This is a genomic window from Micromonospora sp. NPDC052213 (assembly GCF_040679695.1).
Lineage (GTDB): Bacteria > Actinomycetota > Actinomycetes > Mycobacteriales > Micromonosporaceae > Micromonospora.
Map to the genome: position 1 here is coordinate 15,863 of NZ_JBFAVI010000069.1, position 17,131 is coordinate 32,993.

The 17,131-nt window shown below is 76.2% G+C and carries 13 protein-coding genes; 7 read left to right on the plus strand and 6 right to left on the minus strand.

The window, feature by feature from the left end; all coding sequences use genetic code 11:
- The first annotated feature begins 212 nt into the window (after positions 1 to 212).
- The gene (locus AB0L34_RS18210) at positions 213 to 980 is read left to right on the plus strand and encodes a type 1 glutamine amidotransferase (RefSeq protein WP_363705559.1); all 768 of its coding nucleotides are present in this window, start codon (positions 213 to 215) and stop codon (positions 978 to 980) included.
- A complete protein-coding gene (locus tag AB0L34_RS18215; protein ID WP_363705560.1) occupies positions 980 to 4,009 on the plus strand; it encodes a bifunctional [glutamine synthetase] adenylyltransferase/[glutamine synthetase]-adenylyl-L-tyrosine phosphorylase in 3,030 nt (1,009 codons plus the stop codon). The genes AB0L34_RS18210 and AB0L34_RS18215 overlap by 1 nt, the downstream gene beginning before the upstream one ends.
- 78 nt (positions 4,010 to 4,087) lie before the next feature.
- Here AB0L34_RS18215 and AB0L34_RS18220 read toward each other — a convergent pair whose 3' ends face one another.
- Both AB0L34_RS18220 and AB0L34_RS18225 read right to left on the minus strand, forming a co-directional pair.
- On the minus strand, positions 4,088 to 4,816 hold the full coding sequence (locus AB0L34_RS18220; protein WP_363705561.1) for a methyltransferase domain-containing protein: 729 nt from the start codon (positions 4,814 to 4,816) through the stop codon (positions 4,088 to 4,090).
- A gap of 112 nt (positions 4,817 to 4,928) precedes the next feature.
- Complete coding sequence (locus AB0L34_RS18225) at positions 4,929 to 6,566, minus strand: hypothetical protein (RefSeq protein ID WP_363705562.1); 1,638 nt, start codon at positions 6,564 to 6,566, stop codon at positions 4,929 to 4,931.
- A gap of 44 nt (positions 6,567 to 6,610) precedes the next feature.
- On the opposite strand from AB0L34_RS18225, the gene mptB (AB0L34_RS18230) reads away from it, so the two are divergent.
- Together mptB (AB0L34_RS18230) and mptB (AB0L34_RS18235) are read left to right on the plus strand one after the other, a co-directional pair.
- Complete coding sequence (gene mptB / locus AB0L34_RS18230; RefSeq protein ID WP_363705563.1) at positions 6,611 to 8,011, plus strand: polyprenol phosphomannose-dependent alpha 1,6 mannosyltransferase MptB; 1,401 nt, start codon at positions 6,611 to 6,613, stop codon at positions 8,009 to 8,011.
- Between the two features lie 52 nt (positions 8,012 to 8,063).
- Complete coding sequence (gene mptB / locus AB0L34_RS18235) at positions 8,064 to 9,560, plus strand: polyprenol phosphomannose-dependent alpha 1,6 mannosyltransferase MptB (RefSeq protein WP_363705570.1); 1,497 nt, start codon at positions 8,064 to 8,066, stop codon at positions 9,558 to 9,560.
- 31 nt (positions 9,561 to 9,591) lie between these two features.
- Here mptB (AB0L34_RS18235) and AB0L34_RS18240 read toward each other — a convergent pair whose 3' ends face one another.
- The 3 genes from AB0L34_RS18240 to glnA all read right to left on the minus strand — a co-directional run bounded on the left by AB0L34_RS18240 (position 9,592) and on the right by glnA (position 12,672).
- Positions 9,592 to 10,590, minus strand: a complete 999-nt coding sequence (locus AB0L34_RS18240) for a hypothetical protein (RefSeq protein WP_363705564.1) — start codon at positions 10,588 to 10,590, stop codon at positions 9,592 to 9,594.
- Positions 10,587 to 10,952: a helix-turn-helix transcriptional regulator gene (locus tag AB0L34_RS18245; RefSeq protein ID WP_363705565.1), complete on the minus strand. Its 366-nt coding sequence runs from the start codon at positions 10,950 to 10,952 to the stop codon at positions 10,587 to 10,589. The genes AB0L34_RS18240 and AB0L34_RS18245 overlap by 4 nt, the downstream gene beginning before the upstream one ends.
- Before the next feature lie 295 nt (positions 10,953 to 11,247).
- Entirely contained in the window at positions 11,248 to 12,672 is a 1,425-nt protein-coding gene (gene glnA / locus AB0L34_RS18250) for a type I glutamate--ammonia ligase (protein ID WP_363705566.1), read from the minus strand.
- 287 nt (positions 12,673 to 12,959) lie between these two features.
- Here glnA and AB0L34_RS18255 point away from each other — a divergent pair, with 287 nt between their 5' ends.
- Positions 12,960 to 13,337 (plus strand): RDD family protein, encoded by a 378-nt coding sequence (locus AB0L34_RS18255; protein ID WP_363705571.1) that lies wholly within the window; start codon positions 12,960 to 12,962, stop codon positions 13,335 to 13,337.
- Positions 13,338 to 13,521: 184 nt separating this feature from the next.
- Here AB0L34_RS18255 and AB0L34_RS18260 read toward each other — a convergent pair whose 3' ends face one another.
- Complete coding sequence (locus tag AB0L34_RS18260) at positions 13,522 to 14,211, minus strand: DUF4191 domain-containing protein (RefSeq protein WP_350679779.1); 690 nt, start codon at positions 14,209 to 14,211, stop codon at positions 13,522 to 13,524.
- A 195-nt stretch (positions 14,212 to 14,406) separates the two neighbouring features.
- Here AB0L34_RS18260 and AB0L34_RS18265 point away from each other — a divergent pair, with 195 nt between their 5' ends.
- On the plus strand, positions 14,407 to 14,577 hold the full coding sequence (locus AB0L34_RS18265; RefSeq protein ID WP_363705567.1) for a hypothetical protein: 171 nt from the start codon (positions 14,407 to 14,409) through the stop codon (positions 14,575 to 14,577).
- Positions 14,578 to 14,828: 251 nt separating this feature from the next.
- Positions 14,829 to 17,131: AAA family ATPase (locus AB0L34_RS18270; protein ID WP_363705568.1), on the plus strand; the 2,303-nt coding region annotated here is incomplete at its 3' end.

Sequence of the window (17,131 nt, forward strand, 5' to 3'; positions counted from 1 at the left end):
GGCGCAGCACCGGCGGTCGTACCGCGGCGGCGGGAGTCGTGCTGGCGTGGTCGGACACAGCGGCAGAGCCTAGTCGCGGCGGGGCGTGGTCCACGTACCGGTCGGCCAACCCCGCCTAGCGTGGGACGCCTGGACCGGTCGGCCGTCGAGGGCCGCCGCCGCCCGGTGGAGGCGTTCGGGGCCCGCCGGAGTCACCGGCTAGCCTCGACGTCGTGGCTACCGCGCTGGTGATCGAGAACGACCCGACCGACGACGTCCGCCGGCTCGGCGAGTGGCTGACCGAGGCGGGCCTCGACCTGTGGGTGGTACGCGCGCACGCCGGCGACCAGCTCCCCGCCGACCTGGAGGGATACTCCGCGCTGGTGGTGCTGGGCGGCGAGCAGCAGGCGTATCCGCTGCCCGACGGCTCACCCGGTGCGCCCTGGTTCCCCGCCGTCGAGGGGCTGCTCCGCAAGGCCGTCCGGCACCGGGTGCCCACCCTCGGCATCTGCCTGGGCGCGCAGCTGCTGGCCACCGCCCACGCCGGCGAGGTCGAGCGCAGCGCGTCCGGGCCGGAGGTCGGGCCCGGCGTGGTCGGCAAGCGGGACGCCGCCGACGCCGACCCGCTGTTCCGCTACGTCCCGCTGATCCCCGACGTGCTCCAGTGGCACGCCGACGAGATCACCGAGCTGCCCCGGGGCGCCACCCTGCTGGCCGCCTCCACCCGCTACCCGCACCAGGCGTTCCGCCTCGGCGACCGGGCCTGGGGCCTGCAGTTCCACATCGAGTGCGACACCGCGATGATCGCCGACTGGGCCACCGACTCGACGCTGCTGGCCGAGCTGGGCTACGACCCGGACCTGGTGGTGGCGGCCTGCCACGCGGTGATGGTCGACGTCGAGGAGGTCTGGCAGCCGTTCGCCGCCCGGTTCGCCGCGCTGGCCCTCGGCGAGCTGGGCGACGACCCGTCCCGCCGCAGCCTGCCGCTGCTCGGGCAGTGATGAGCCGGCCGACCAGCGCCGCGGGACGGCTCGCCCGCTACGGGTTCGGCATCGTCGGCGGCGACGGCGCCACCCGCGCCGCCGACCTGCTCGGCCCCGACGGGCTGGGCCTGTGGCGGCCGGACGCGCAGGAGCCGGCCGACGACCGCGCGGCGGAGCTGCTCGCCGCGCTCTCCCGCGCCGCCGATCCGGACCTGGCGCTGCGCCAGCTGCACCGCATCGTCGAGGCCGAGCGCCGGGCCGCCGGTCCGGCAGCCGCCGGTTCGGCGCTGCTGGAGGCGCTCGCGGACGATCCGGGGCTGCGCCACCGGCTGCTCGCCGTCCTCGGCGCCTCCTCGGCGCTGGGCGACCACCTGGTCGCCAACCCCGACCAGTGGCCGGCCCTGCGGACCGCCCCGGACGGGCTCGCGCCGACCGCGGAGGGCCGGCTCGACCTGTCCGGCGACGGGCAGCCGGTGGCGGTGCTGCGCAGGGCGTACCGGCTGGCGCTGCTGCGGATCGCGGCAGCCGACCTGACCGGCGGCCGGGGCCTGGAGCAGACCATGGCGGCGCTCTCCGCGCTGGCCGACGCGACCCTCGCGGCGGCGTACGAGATCGCCGTCGGCGAGCTGCCGGAGGGCACCCCCCGGCCCCGGCTCGCCGTCGTGGCGATGGGCAAGTGCGGCGGCGACGAGCTGAACTACGTCTCCGACGTCGACGTGATCTTCGTGGCCGCCGAGGACGACGACCTCGCCGCGGCCACCACGGTCGCCACCCGGCTGATCCACGTCTGCGGGCTGGTGGCCTGGCCGGTCGACGCCGCCCTGCGGCCCGAGGGCAACCGTGGCCCGCTGGTGCGGACCCTGGCCAGCCACCTCGCCTACTACCGGCGCTGGGCACGGACGTGGGAGTTCCAGGCGCTGCTCAAGGCCCGGCCGGCGGCCGGCGACCTGACGCTGGGCCGGGAGTGGATCGACCAGCTCGCCCCGCTGGTGTGGCGGGCCGCCGAGCGCCCCGAGGCGGTCGAGGACGTCCGCGCCATGCGGCGGAAGATCATCGACAACATCCCGCCGAAGGAGCTGGAGCGCGAGATCAAGCGCGGCCCGGGCGGGCTGCGCGACATCGAGTTCGCCGTCCAGTTACTGCAACTGGTGCACGGCCGGGGCGACGAGTCGCTGCGGGTGCCCGGCACCGTCCCGGCGCTGCGCGCGCTCGTCGCCGGCGGCTACGTCGGCCGGGCCGACGGGGAGGCGCTGCTGCGCGGCTACCGCTTCCTGCGCGGCGTCGAGCACCGCCTCCAGCTCCAGGGGCTGCGCCGCACCCACACCGTGCCGACGGAGCCGGCCGCGCTGCGCTGGCTGGCCGCCGCGTTGGGCTATGCGGCGACGCCGGGCCGCAGCGCCGTCGAGGAGTTCCGCGCCGAGTGGGTCACCCACGCCACCGAGGTACGCCGGCTGCACGCCAAACTCCTCTACCGGCCGCTGCTGGAGACGGTCGCCCGGGTGCCGGCCGACGGGCTGCGGCTGACCCCGGAGGCGGCCCGGCACCGGCTGGAGATCCTCGGCTTCGCCGACCCGGCCGGGGCGCTGCGGCACCTCCAGGCCCTCACCGGCGGGGTGAGCCGCACGGCGGCCATCCAGCGCACCCTGCTGCCGGTGCTGCTCAGCGAGTTCGCCGACGCCCCCGAGCCGGACCGCGGCCTGCTCAACTACCGGCAGGTCTCCGACAAGCTCGGCAGCACGCCCTGGTACCTGCGCCTGTTGCGCGACTCCGGGCCGGTGGCCCGCCGGCTGGCCCGGGTGCTCTCCTCCTCCCGCTACGCCGCCGACCTGCTGGCCCGTGAGCCGGAGGCGCTGCGGATGCTGGCCGAGGAGAGCGAGCTGACCCCCCGGCCGAGGGGGGTGCTCTGCGAGGGCTTCGCCGCCGCGGCGGCCCGGCACACCGACCCCGTCGAGGCCACCCGGGCGATCCGCGCCCTGCGCCGCCGGGAACTGGTCCGCGTCGCCTGCGCCGACCTGCTGAGCCGGGCCGGTTCGCTGGCCCCGTCGCCGCCCCGGCCCGCCGGCGGGCGGGCCGCGCTCGGCCTCGCCGACGTCACCGCCGTCGGCGCTGCCCTGGCGGATGTCACCGACGCCACGCTGGCCGCGGCACTGCGCGCCGCCCGGGCGGCCCAGCCGCCCCTGCCGGGGCTGCGCTTCGCCGTGATCGGCATGGGTCGCCTGGGCGGGTACGAGTCGAACTACCTCTCCGACGCCGACGTGCTCTTCGTCTACGACCCCCCGGCCGGCGCCGGCGAGAACGCGGCCGGCGCGGCGAGCGCCGCCGCCCACGCGATCGCCGAGGAACTGCGTCGGCTGCTCGGCGTGCCCGCGCCCGACCCGCCGCTGGGCGTGGACGCCGACCTGCGACCGGAGGGCCGGCAGGGCCCGCTGGTGCGCAGCCTCGCCGCGTACGCGCAGTACTACGCCCGCTGGTCGAAGGTGTGGGAGGCGCAGGCGCTGCTGCGTGCCCGGTTCGTCTGCGGCGACGCCGACCTCGGCGCCGAGTTCGAGGCGATGGTCGACCCGGTCCGCTACCCGGCCGACGGGCTGACCCGCGAGCAGGTGGTGGAGATCCGGCGGATCAAGGCGCGGGTGGAGCACGAGCGGCTGCCCCGGGGCGCCGACCCGGCCACCCACACCAAGCTCGGGCGGGGCGGCCTCGCGGACGTCGAGTGGGCGGTGCAGCTGCTCCAGCTCCGGCATGCCGGGACGGTTCCGGAGCTGCGCGGCACGCGTACGCTCGACGCCCTCGCGGCGGCCCGGGACGCGGGCCTGGTCGACCCGACGGACGCCACCGAGATGGCGGCCGGCTGGACCCTGGCCGCGCAGGTCCGCAACGCGCTGATGCTGGTGCGCGGCCGGGCCGGTGACCAGCTGCCCCGGCACGGCGTCGAGCTGGCCGGGGTGGTCCGGCTGCTGGGCCGCGACGATCCGGGCGAGTTCCTCGACGAGTACCTGCGCACCGGCCGCCGCTCCCGGGCGGCGATGGAACGGGTGCTCGACTCCTGAGCCGGCCGGGGTCGGCAGGCTGATCGAGTCCGTGCCGGCCGGCAGCGGCCCGGCCGGGGTGGTCCGGCCCCGCCGGGGCTACCGGGTGCGGCGCACCAGCACCACGTTGTCGACCAGGATCCCGGTCTCCCCGTCCGGGCCGGTGGCCTGGCGGCGCGACGCGTCGAGCCGTTCGGTGTGCCACCGGTCAGGGTCGAGGTCGAGCGACGCGAAGGTCTCCTGCGGGGTGGGGAAGCGCACGTCCGGGTGGTCGGCGCGCCCCCACGGCGGCGTCTCGCCGTGCTCGACGACGAGCAGCCGGCCGCCGGGGGCCACGGCCCGGGCCGCCGACTGGAGCAGCCGTGCCCGGGGAAACTCCAGCGGCGACTGGAGGAACTGGGCGGAGACCAGGTCGTATTCGCCCGGCGGGAAGGTCCGGGTGAGGTCGTGCCGGCGGAACTCGATGCGGGCGGCGACGCCGGCGGCGGACGCCTCGTCGGCCGCCCGGGCGAGAGCGGTCTCGGCGACGTCGACCGCGGTCACCCGCCAGCCCTGCCCGGCCAGCCAGATCGCGTCGCCGCCCTCACCGCAGCCGAGGTCCAGCACGGTGCCGGCCGGCAGCGCCCCGGCGACCTCGACCAGGACCGGGTTCGCCCGGCCGCTCCAGACCCGGTCGCGCCGCTGGTAGAGCTCCTCCCAGAACCGCGCGGTCTCGTCGTCCACGTCCGGGTCCGGCCGCAGGGCGACCACCGGCGCCGCCGGAGCGTCGTGGTGGTGATGGTGGTGGTGGCCCTGCCGGGGGTCTCCGGCCGTCGCGTCGTGGTGCACGTCTCGTCCTCCTGTGCGCTGCCCTCGGTGACCTGTCGCGTCGATCGTGCGCGCCGCCGGCGGAGGGAGCAAGGAACGTTGCCGAGATGGCAAAAGAGGGGAGGCGCCCTGGTCAGCTGCCGAGGCGGTACGTCCCGGCGCGCGGCACGGTCACCGCGGTCCAGTCGCCGTCGGCGGCGACGGTGGCGCCGCCGGAGGCGGTCAGCCACCGGCTGTGCCGCACCCGGACCGGCACCGTGCCGGCGGCCGGCGCCCGGAAGGTCACCGAGGCGCCGTCCCACGTGACGAGGTCGGCCGGCGCGCCGACGATCGGGGTCGGCTCGGCGATCGCCCAGACCCGCCAGTGCGGGCCGGACCAGACGGGCGTGAGATACGGCAGCCCGCCCGTGACCAGCTCGGCCTCGGCCCGCCCCACCCACGACAGCGGGGCGTCCGGCACCGCGACGAACTGCACCGCGTTCTCGGCCAGCCAGTCCCGGTAGCTCGCGGCGGTCAGCGGCACCCCGGTGCCGGCCGCGCCCGGGACGGTCGTGAAGAAGAGGGGGTTCCGGTCGATGTCGGCCTGCCGCAGCCAGCCCCGGGCCAGCGGCACCTCGCCCAGCCTCGCCGCCTCCCAGTAGTTGCGGGTCGGCGGCACCTCGACCCGGCCGGTGAGCCGCTGCCCGTTGAGGAACTCCCGCAGCGGCGCGAAGTACGCGGCCCGGCCGGTCGGGTCGTCGACGCTGCGCAGGTCGGCGGGGGGCACCGGCGGCTGCCACCAGCACACCGCCGCCAGCAGCGCGGCCAGCGCGACACGGCCCCGGACCCTGCCCCGCCCCTGCGCCCCGCCCCGGCCGCGTCGGGCCCACCACCGCGCCAGCCGGGCCGGGGGGCGGGCGGCGGCGGCCAGCAGCGGAAGGGCGAACATGACGGCCAGCCGCGTGGCGTTCAGCCCGACCGGGGTGTGTGCCAGCGCCGCCGCCAGCACCCCGGCCGCCGAGAGCAGCGCACCCACGCGCACCGGCCGGTACGCCACCAGCGCGGCGACCAGCAGGCTGGTCAGCACGGCGCGCAGCGTGTCGGTGCGGCTGATGTTCATCCAGCCGCCGTCGCCGAAGAGCAGCGCGGTCGCCCCGAGCGGCAGCGCGGCGGCGACGCCGAGCGCCAGGCCGTCGGCGTACCGGCGGGTGAGCAGCAGCGCCGTGCCGGCCAGGCCGACGAAGAGGCCCGCGACCGGGCTCGTCGCCGAGGCCAGCAGCGCCCCGGCGACCGCCAGCCCGAGCCGCGCGAGCCGCCGTCGCCGCGCCCGCCGGTCCGGGGCGGAGGCGGCCGGTTCGGCCGGGCCGCGGGGAAGGGTGAGGGCGAGCAGCGCGCCGAGGCCGAAGGCCACCCCGAGGCCGTACGTCACCCGGCCCGAGAGCAGGTTGCCGGCGATGGTGACGACCCCGACCAGGCTGCCGAGCAGCGGCCGCGGCACCCCGGTGCGCACCAGCAGCGCCGCGAACGCGGTCGCCGCCGCCACCAGCGCCAGCGCGCCGGTGACCCGCACCCCGAGCAGCGCCATCACCGGCTGGGAGACCAGGCTGTAGCCGAACTGCTGGACCCCGCCGTACCAGCGCAGGTCGACCGGGGCGAGGCCGTGGGCGGCGAAGAAGTCGGCCCGGGCGACCTGCGCGGCGAGGTCGGAACCGGTCGGCGGGAGGGCGAGATACGTCACCCCGAGGAGCACGGCGGACGCGGCGGCCACCGCCACCACCCGACTGCGCCGCATGCCCACCTCCGTACCGCGACCACCGTACTGGCAGCATGTCCGGCGTGCCTCACCACCTCGCGCGCTGGATCGGCCTGGCCGGCTCGACGCTGCTCGCCGTGGCCGCGTTCCTCGGCGGAGCGCTGCCCGACGGCGATCTGCGCCCCACCCCGGTCAGCATCTGGCAGGGGCCGCACGGCCCGCTGATCATCGCCGCCTGGGCGGTCGGCACCGGGCTGATGGCGTACGCCTGGTGGGCGCTGCGCGGCCGGGTGCCGTCGACCCGCTGGGCCCTGGTCACCGTCGGGCTCTGGCTGCTGCCGCTGCTGGTCGCGCCGCCGCTGGGCAGCCGGGACGTCTACGCGTACGCCTGCCAGGGCGCCAGCTACTCCGCCGGCATCAACCCGTACGAGCAGGGTGTCTCGGCGCTGCCCTGCCCGTGGCTGGACACCATCTCCTACATCTGGCGGGACACGTCGGCCCCGTACGGGCCGCTGTTCGTGCTGCTCGCCGGGGCGGTGGTGGAGGCGACCGGGTCGCTGTACGGCAGCATCGTGCTGTTCCGGCTGCTCGCGGTGGCCGGGGTGGGGCTGACCGCGGCCTGCCTGCCGGTGCTGGCCCGGCGCTGCGGCGTGCCGGCCCGCCGGGCGGTCTGGCTGGCGCTGGGCTCGCCGCTGATCGGGGTGCACCTCGTCTCGGGGGCGCACAACGACGCCCTGATGGTGGGGCTGCTCGTGGCCGGGCTGGCGGTGGTGGCGGCCCGGCCGGATCGCCCCGGTCCGCTGCTGGCCGGGGGAGCGCTGCTCGGCCTCGCCGCCGCCGTCAAGATCACCGCGCTGGTGGTGGTGCCGTTCGCGGCGCTCGCCGCGATCGTCGGGGCGTACTCGATCAGGGCGCTGCTCCGCGATGGCGGGTGGGTGGTCGGCGGGGCGCTCGCGGCGGTCGTCGGCGCGACCCTCGCCACCGGCCTGGGCTTCGGCTGGGTCACCGGGCTGGAGCAGGGCGGCCTGGTGATCGCCTGGACCTCGCCGCCGACGGCGGTGGGGCAGACCGTCGCCTACCTCGCCGCGCCGTTCGGCTGGCACGGCGACCCGCTGCCGGTCACCCGGGGGATCGGGATGGCCGTGCTCGCGCTGGTGCTGATCTGGCTGTGGTGGCGGGCTCGCACCCGGGAGCCGCTGTGGCACGCCGGCCTGGCGCTGGCCGCCACGGTCGCGCTCGCCCCGCTGTTCCACCCCTGGTACTGGACCTGGCCGCTGGCCGTGCTCGCGGCCACGTCGCGGCGCACCGGCTGGTTCGCGGTCGTCGCGGTGGTCTCGGCGTTCCTGGTCCTCGCGGACGGCACCGGACTGGCCCGGTACAGCAAGACGGTCGGCGCCCCGCTCATGACGCTGTTGGTGATCGTGGTGGCCGTCCGCTTGGTACGGTCGGCTCGGGCGGCCCGCCGGCCGGCCGCCGTGGACTGAGGAGAGGACGCCGGTGACCACTCCCGGCTCCCCGCCGCCGACCCCGCCCGTCATCTCGCGGCCCGCCTCGTCCGGCACCCCGCCGACGCCCGGCGCCGCCCGCCTGCCCCGGTACGCCGGCCTGGCCGGGGCGGTGCTGCTGGCCGTCGCCGGCTGGCTGGGCGGGGCGCTGCCGTCGATCCCGCTGGACGCCACCCCGGCGGACCGCTGGCGGTCGGACACCGGGCCGCTGGTGCTGGGCGCCTGGCTGGTCGGCACGGCCCTGCTGGTCGGCGCCTGGTGGGCGCTGCGCCGGGGCGCGCCGTCGACGCGGTGGGCGTACCTGACCGCCGGACTGTGGGCGCTGCCGCTGCTGGTCACCCCGCCGCTGGGCAGCCGGGACGTCTACTCCTACGCCTGCCAGGGCTGGGCGTACGCGCACGGCGTCGACCCGTACGCGACCGGGGTGGCCGAGGCCGGCTGCCCCTGGGTGGAGTCGGTCGCGCCGCTCTGGCGGGACACGCCCGCGCCGTACGGGCCGTTCTTCGTGCTGCTCGCCGCGCTCGCCGTGACCCTCGGCGGCGGCCTGGCGGGTACGGTCGTAGCGCTCCGGCTGGTCTCCGTCGCCGGACTGCTGCTGGCCGCCCTCTGCCTGCCGGGGCTGGCCCGGGCGGCCGGCGTGCCCACCCGCCGGGCGGCCTGGCTGGTGCTGGCCTGCCCGCTGGTCGGGGTGCACCTGGTGGCCGGCGCGCACAACGACGCGGTGATGCTCGGCCTGCTGCTGCTGGGCCTGCTGGTGCTGGTCCGCCGGCCAGGCAAGCCGAAGCCGCTGCTGGTGGCCGGGGCGCTGCTCGGGCTGGCGGTGATGGTGAAGGCCACCGCCGGGGTGGTGCTCCCCTTCGCGGCGCTGGCCGCGGTGCTGGGCCGCTACACCGTACGGGCGCTGCTGCGCGACGCCGGGTGGCTGGCCGGCGGGGCGTTCGGCGCGGTGGCGGTCGCCTCGCTGCTGTCCGGGCTCGGGCTCGGCTGGGTGGGCGGGCTGAGCCGCAGCGGCGACTCCGAGCAGTGGACGTCCCCGCCGACGGCGGTGGGCTTCGTCGTCGACTACGCGGGTGGGCTCGTCGGCCGGGACCCGGCCGCGGTGCCGGTGACCCGCACGGTGGCGCTGCTGCTGCTCGCCGTGCTCGTGGTGGCGCTGTGGTGGCGGGCCTGGTCGCAGCTGCGCGGGCTGAACGACGTCCGGCAGCGGGTGGCCCGCCTGGACGCCGCCCGCCCCCGGGTGACCCTGATCGGCGCGGGGCTGGCGCTGGCCGCCACGGTCCTCCTCGCCCCGGTCTTCCACCCCTGGTACGCCACCTGGCCGCTGGCCCTGCTCGCGGTCGCCGCGACCCGGACCACCTGGTTCGTGCTGCCCTGCGCGGCGGCGGCCTTCCTCACCCTGCCCGACGGCGCCAGCCTGGCCCGGTTCAGCAAGGCCCCGGGCGCGCTGGCGATGACCGCGTTGGTCGTCGGGCTGGCGGTGTGGGGCCTGCTCCGGCTACGCCGGTCCCGTGCCGCGCGCCACGGCTGACGGGTCGTGCTGGTCGACCGGGACGGTGCGCTCAGCGGTGCGCCCCGCAGGTTGGGCAGCGGGTGTCGTGGCCGACCGGGCCGGGTCCGCGCACCCGACGGCGCAGGGCGATCGCCAGCGGCAACAGCGCGGGGCCGGCGAGCCCGACCACGAGGGCCGTCGCGGCCAGCGCGGTCCACCCCGGCCGGGGCGCAGCGTTCAGCAGACCGTCCGCCGCCCCGGCCAGCACATGCACCGACAGCAGGCCGATCGGGGTGAGCAGCACCAGCAGCGCCCAGCCGCCCCGGTGGTCGGCCCGCAGGGTGAGCCCCGCGCCGAGCAGCAGCACCACCACGAGCAGCACCACGGCGGCGCCGGGCAGGATCTGTTCCGCCGTCCAGCCGTAGTAGCTGACGTAGAAGTCGTAGCGGGGTACCAGGTTGACACCCGTGAGGCCGGCGGCGCCGACGGCGAGCAGGGGAGCCGCCCGTAGCCGCGCCGGCAGCCGCTCGGGTAGGCCGAGCGCCACCAGCCCCAGCCCGACCTGCGGCAGCAGCACGTACAACGGTGGGCGAGGCAGCCCGGCGAGGGCCCCGACCGGCACGACCGCCGCGGTGAACAGCAGGGCGAGGGCCACGGCGCGGCGGGTCCAGCGGCCCGGTGCCACCGCGTGCACCACTGCGGCGAGCAGCCAGGCGGCCCACACCCCGATCCCGAGCGAGATGAACGGCCCGGCGCTCGGCACGCCCCACTCTGCCGGTGGCGGGTGCAGTTCCAACACCGACCAGGCCGCCGCCAGCGCCGTCGCGGTGAGGAAGGCGAGGACGGCGGCGAGGCGTACGCCCGGGATCAGGTCGGCGGCCCCGGCGGCCCGCAGCCGCTGGCGGAGGCCGCCGCGCAGCAGGTCCGCGGCGTCCGCCGGTGAGGGCCAGCGCCGGTCCGGGCCGGCCAGGTCGAGGTACGTGCCGACGATCTCGGCGCCGCGCGCCCGCCGGTAGTCGGCGGGATAGGCGAGCAGCAGGCGCAGGTAGCGGGGCTCCAGGTCCGTCATGCCAGCCCTCCCGCGACGCGCGGCGCCGCCGGCCGGGCCTTCGCCACGCGGGCGCGCAGCCGGGCGGTGGCCGCCTCGACGTTGCGGCGCAGGCGCTCGGTCTCGGCGGTCAGCGTGGCGTCGCCGGTGGGGGAGAGGCGGTAGTAGCGGCGCAGCCGGCCGTCCACCACCTCCTCCCGGTCGACCTCCACCAGGCCGGCGTCCGTCAGCCGGTCGAGTGCGCCGTAGAGGGTTCCCGGCCGCAGCGAGACGCGCCCGGCGGAGAGGGCGGCGACCTCGCCGATCAGGCCGTAGCCGTGCATCGGCTCGCCGGCCAGCGCGGTGAGGATCAGGAAGGTGGGTTCGCGCAGCGGAGTGTCCACGCCCGCAATGTATCGGACGCGAAGGTATTCAGGTGGCCGTTACGTGAGCTGGCCGGATCGGTCGTGTCGAGTGGAACGCCATGGGTGTCACAACCGCACGGAGACACCCATGGTGTTCCACCGACCCCGCGAGTCGTGAAGCGCCCGCGAAAGCGAGTCGCGGAGGGAGTCGCGGAGCCGGGCGGGCCCGGGCGGTTCCGCGTGCGGGTGGGCTCTGTCCGGTTTGTGGCCAGCTGCCGGCAAGCAGGAAGGCCCCGGGCGAACCCGGGGCCTTCCTGCCTGATCTTCTGACGCGTCAGCAGTCGAAGTACATGGCGAACTCGTGCGGGGTCGGGCGCAGGCGCACCGGGTCGACCTCGTTGGTCCGCTTCCACTCGACCCAGGTGGAGATCAGGTCGGGCGTGAAGACGCCGCCGTCGAGCAGGTAGTCGTGGTCGGCCTCCAGCGCGTCGAGCACCTCGGGCAGCGAGCCCGGCACCTGCTTGACGTCGCCCCACTCCTCCGGCGGCAGGTCGTACAGGTCCTTGTCGATCGGCGCCGGCGGCTCGATCTTGCTCTTGATGCCGTCCAGGCCGGCCATCATCATCGCCGAGAAGGCCAGGTAGACGTTGGCCGACGGGTCCGGCACGCGGAACTCGACGCGCTTGGCCTTCCGGTTGCTGCCGGTCACCGGGATGCGGGTACAGGCGGAGCGGTTGCGCTGCGAGTAGACCAGGTTGACCGGCGCCTCGAAGCCCGGCACCAGCCGGCGGTACGAGTTGACCGTCGGGTTGGTGAAGGCCAGCAGCGACGGGGCGTGGTGCAGCAGGCCGCCGATGTACCAGCGGGCCATGTCCGACAGGCCGGCGTAGCCGGTCTCGTCGTAGAACAGCGGCTCGCCGTTCAGCCACAGGCTCTGGTGGGTGTGCATGCCGGAGCCGTTGTCGCCGAAGAGCGGCTTCGGCATGAAAGTGGCGGTCTTGCCGTTGACCCACGCCTCGTTCTTCACGATGTACTTGAAGAGCTGGAGCTGGTCGGCCGCGTGCAGCAGGGTCGAGAACCGGTAGTTGATCTCGGACTGGCCGGCGGTGCCCACCTCGTGGTGCGAGCGCTCCACGGTGAACCCGCTGTCGACCAGCCGGCGCACGATGCTGTCGCGCAGGTCGGCGTAATGGTCCACCGGCGGCACCGGGAAGTAGCCGCCCTTGTACGGGGTCTTGTAGCCGCGGTTGCCGCCCGGCTCCTCGCGGCCGGAGTTCCAGGCGCCCTCGATCGAGTCGATGTAGTAGAACGACTGGTGCGCCGAGGTCTCGTGGCGGATGGAGTCGAAGATGTAGAACTCCGCCTCCGCGCCGAAGTAGGCGGTGTCGGCGATGCCGCTGGCCGCCAGGTACGCCTCGGCCTTCTTCGCCACGTTGCGCGGGTCCCGGCTGTAGGCCTCGCGGGTGAACGGGTCGTGGATGAAGAAGTTGAGCGCGAGGGTCTTCTGCGCCCGGAAGGGGTCGATGAAGGCGGTGGCGACGTCCGGGAGCAGGAGCATGTCCGACTCGTGGATCGCCTGGAAACCGCGGATCGACGAACCGTCGAAGGCCAGGCCCTCGGTGAAGAATTCGTCGTCGACGGACTCGACCGGCAGGTTGAAGTGCTGCATCACGCCGGGCAGGTCACAGAAACGTACGTCGACGAACTTCACGTCCTCGTTCTTGAGGTATCGCAGGAGTTCCTCGGGATTGGCGAACACACGTCCTCCTGGCACGTCCACGGGTGGCTAGGCTCTTGGCGACGCTATGGCCGGGTGGTTGCCCGGCCATGTCTTGAGTGTTTCTGCCGTGTTACGTCCCTCGCGGAGCGTCATCCGCGCTGCTCCGGCGGGGGCGAGCGGGCGACGGAACACCGCCGGCTGTGCCAGTGTATTGACACTTGCTCGCTTTGGTCCCTTTTTGCGCCCGGGGTGCCGGCGACCGTCCCCGAGCCGCCCGTACGCCCTGGATACCCTTGACCGTTGTGAGCAACCCGCCTGACCGCCCCGTGCCGCCCGCGTCCGATCCCGCCTTCACCCCGCCTAGCCTGGGCCGCCGGTTCGGCGCGCTGGTGATCGACTGGGTGCTCTGCCTCCTCGCCGCCCGGGGCTTCGCCGACCCGGTCCGCGACGGGTGGGCGCCCGTGCTGGTGCTGATCCTGGAGTACGGCTTCTTCCTCGGGCTGTTCGCCCAGACGCCGGGCATGTTCATCACGAAGATCCGCTGCGTCGCGTGGGCCGACGGCGGGCGCATCGGCCTCGTCCGGGCGCTGCTGCGCGGCGTGCTGCTCGCCCTCGTCGTGCCGGCCCTGCTGATGGACAACCACCGCCGCGGCCTGCACGACCGCCTCGCGGGCTCGGTCGTCACCGACGCCCCCCGCCCCTGACCCCCGCTTGTCCCGCCTCCCTCCCGCGATCTTGCACTTCCTGCCCGGACGTACGGGGCATCGGCGGTAGCGGTAGGGCCGGAACCGCAAGATCGCCGAGGAGCGGGAAACGGGGAGGGAGGGGGGAGAGACGCGAGAGCCGGGCCCGACAGGGCCCGGCTCTCGTCGCGTACGTCCCGGTGGGTCAGCGGCCGCGCGACTGGCGGAACGCGCCGCGCGGGGGCCGCATGTTCTTCGGGATCGCGCCCTTGGGCATCTGCGGGCGGGCGGTGAGCGCCTTGAGCCGCTTGTCGAGGGAGTTGACGTCCTTGCCACTGAGCGTGCGCGGCAGCCGCATCAGGGTCATCCGCAACTTGCGGACCGGCAGCTGGCCCTCCTCCTGCCCGATCACGTAGTCGTGCAGCGGCGCGTTGCCGATGACCTTGGCAAGCCGCCGCTTCTCCTGGCCGAGCAGGCCGCGCACCCGCTGCGGGTTGCCCTCCGCCAGCAGGATCACGCCGGGCCGGCCGATGACCAGGTGGACCATGTCCATCTGGGTGGTGGAGCTGACGGCCGGGGTGACCCGCCAGTCGCCGCGCATGCTCTCCATGATCTGGGCCGCCGCGCCCGGCTGCCCCTCGGCGGCGTTCATCATCGCCCGGTTGGACCGCAGGTTGAGCACGATCAGCAGGCAGAGCAGGGCGAGCAGGATGCCCAGCGGCAGCCAGATCCAGCCCCAGAGCAGGACCGCGACCACGGTGAGCGCGAGCGGGATCAGCACCGCGCCGGCGGCCAGCGGGGCGAACCACCTGTCCTGCTTGGCGGTGAACTTGAACACCATCCCGATCTGCTTCAGCCGCTGGCCGAACGAGACCTTCTCCTGGGGCTTTGCCATGCCGCTGAGTCTAGTGGTCGCCGCACGCCGCGATCACCCGCGGCCGGGCTGAGTACCTTACGCCGCCGTACCGCCCTCAGCGGTCGGGAGTAAGGCGGGGGAGCGGGCGAAGATCAGGCGGCGCACCCATGCCCTGGGGGCACCTTCGCGCGAAGAGTCAGAGTCGACAGCGACGACGACCTCAGGGAGCCCGAGATGTTCGGCACCGACGCGGACTTCATCCTTTCCATCCACCGTACGCACGCCGCCGAGCTGCACGCCGAGGCCGCGGCCGACCGGCTCGCCCGCGCCCTGCCACGCCGCTCCACGCGCGGCTGGCTCGGCCGGCGGCAACATCCGGGCCGCGCCGGCGACGTCCGCCGGTGAGCGCCCCCGCGCCCCCGGCGGCCACCACCGTGCCGCCGGGGGCCGCCACCGACCCGTCGAGGGTCGCCGCCCTCCGGCGGGGGACCGCCGCCGTCCCGGCGGGGGCCGACGCCCCGCCGGAGCCCGCGCCGTCCGGCGGGCCCGCTCCGCCGTCCGGCGGGCAGCCCGCCCCGGCGACGGATGGGCCGTCGGTCGCCGGCCGGCCGGTCAGCGGAACCGAGGGCGGCGAGGGGCGTGGCATGCTCGGTGCCGTGACCGCACGCGCCGCCAGCACCGTCCTCGTGGGCCGACAGTCAGAACTCGCGGCCCTGCGCGACGCCCTCGCCCGGGCCCGCGCCGGCGAGCCGACCACCGTGCTGGTCGGCGGCGAGGCGGGGGTGGGCAAGACCCGGCTGGCGGAGGAGTTCGGCCGGTCGGCCACCGACGCCGGGGCCCGCCTGCTGGTCGGCCAGTGCCTCGAACTCGGCGAGGCCGGGCTGCCCTTCGCGCCGTTCGCGGCGGCGCTGCGCGCGGTGCTGCGCCGCGACGGCCCCGGCGTCTTCGACGGGTACGAGGCGGAGTTCGCCCGCCTCCTGCCGGAGCTGGCCCGGGGGCCGGTCGGTGTCGCCGCGCCCGCCCCGGCGCCGGTCTCGGATGCCCCGCGCGGCTACCTGTTCGACCTGGTCGCCGAGCTGTTCGAGCGGCTCGCCGCCGGGCAGCCCCTGGTGCTGGTGATCGAGGACCTGCACTGGGCCGACCGGTCCACCCGCGACCTCATCGCCTTCCTGGTGCGGGCCGCCCGCACCGCCCGGCTGCTGTTGGTCTGCACCTACCGCACCGACGAGCTGCACCGCGGGCACCCGCTGCGGCCCTTCCTCGCCGAGCTGGACCGGGCCCGCGGCGTCGAGCGGCTCGAGCTGGGCCGCCTCGACCGGGACGGCACCGGCGCGATCCTGGCCGACCTGCTCGGCGCCGAGCCGCTCGCCCGGGCGGTCGACCACATCTACGACCGCACCCAGGGCAACCCGTTCTTCATCGAGGAGCTGGCCGCGGCCGGCGGCCCGGTCGGCTGCGCCGCGCTGCCCGAGACGCTGCGCGACCTGCTGCTGGCCCGGGTGGACCGGCTGCCCGACCCGGCCCAGCGGGTGCTGCGCATCGCGGCGGCCGGCGGCACCCGCTTCGCCCATCAGCTCATCGCCGAGGTGGCCGGGCTGCCCGAGCCCGAGCTGGAGGACGCGCTGCGCGCCGCCGTCGCCGCCCAGCTCGTCGTGGCCGACCCGGAGGGCGACTACGAGTTCCGGCACGCCCTGGTCCGCGAGGCGGTGCACGACGAGCTGCTGCCCGGTGAGCACGCCCGGCTGCACGCCCGCTTCGCGGCGGCCATCGAGGCGCAGCCGCACCTGGTCGTCGCCGGTCGCGCCCCGGCCGAGATCGCCCACCACTGGTACGCCGCCCACGACCACCCCCGCGCCCTGGTGACCGCCCGCACCGCCGCCCGCGCCGCCGCCGAGCGGTACGCGTACGCGGAGCAGAGCCGGCTGCTGGAGCGGGTGCTGGAGCTGTGGGAGCTGGTGCCCGACGCGGCCGACCGGCTCGACATGGACCACCTGGCGGTGCTGGAGGAGACCATCGCGGCGGCCACCACCGCCGGCGACTACCAGCGCGCGCTCACCCTCACCCGGGCCGCCCTGGCCGAGGTGGACACCGACGCCGAGCCGCTGCGCGCCGCGCGGCTGCTGGACCGGCGCGGCCGGATGCTGGCCATGCTCGGCAAGAGCGACGGCACGACGGAGCTGCGGGAGGCGTACCGGCTGGCCTCGGGGGTGCCGGACGGGCCGGAGCGGGTCCGGCTCCTCGCCGACATCGCGGCGCACCTGATCAGGATCGACCCCGAGCAGGCCGGCGCGCTCGCGGCCGAGGCGACGGTGGCGGCCGAGGCGCTCGGCGAGGACCTGGAGCTGCTGCCGGCCCGGATCGTGCTGCTCTGCCGCACCTCGGCCTCGGTCGACCTCGGCCTGGCCGAGCTGCGCCGGGTGGAGGAACGGGCCCGCGCGGCCGGGAACGCGCCGGCGCTGGTGAGCGCCCTGGTCCAACTCTCCGACGTGCTCTTCGAGCTGGGCCGGTACGCCGAGTCGGCCGACGCGGCCGCCGCCGGGGTGACCGAGGCGCGGCGGGTCGGCATCAGCCGCTCCACCGGCGCCTACCTGCTGTCGAACCAGGCCGAGGCGCTGATCGCCCTGGGCCGCTGGGACGAGGCCGACGCCGCCTGCGCGGACGCCGCCCGGATCGACCTGCCGGGCGTCTCGGGGCTGCACTGGCTCCAGCTCCGCGCCGGCCTGCGGCTGGCCCGGGGCCACCCCGCCGCGGACGAGCTGGTGGGCCGCGCCCTCGGCTTCCTGGCCCGGCCCTACCTGTGGCCGAACCACCGGCTGCCGCTGCGGGAGCTGCGGATCGAGGCGGCGCTGGCGGCCGACGACCGCGCCGAGGCCGTACGCGCGGCCCAGGCGGCGCTGGCCGACGAGCGCCTGCCGCAGCTGCCCCGCGAGGGCTGGCCGGTGCTCAGCGCCGTCGCCCG

Excerpts from the sequence above, each read along its gene's own strand:
- AB0L34_RS18225 (WP_363705562.1), bottom strand. The coding sequence starts at position 6,566 with ATGCGGCGCAGTCGGGTGGTGGCGGTGGCCGCCGCGTCCGCCGTGCTC.
- AB0L34_RS18240 (WP_363705564.1), bottom strand. The coding sequence starts at position 10,590 with ATGACGGACCTGGAGCCCCGCTACCTGCGCCTGCTGCTCGCCTATCCC.
- AB0L34_RS18215 (WP_363705560.1), top strand. The coding sequence starts at position 980 with ATGAGCCGGCCGACCAGCGCCGCGGGACGGCTCGCCCGCTACGGGTTC.
- AB0L34_RS18260 (WP_350679779.1), bottom strand. The coding sequence starts at position 14,211 with ATGGCAAAGCCCCAGGAGAAGGTCTCGTTCGGCCAGCGGCTGAAGCAG.
- AB0L34_RS18265 (WP_363705567.1), top strand. The coding sequence starts at position 14,407 with ATGTTCGGCACCGACGCGGACTTCATCCTTTCCATCCACCGTACGCAC.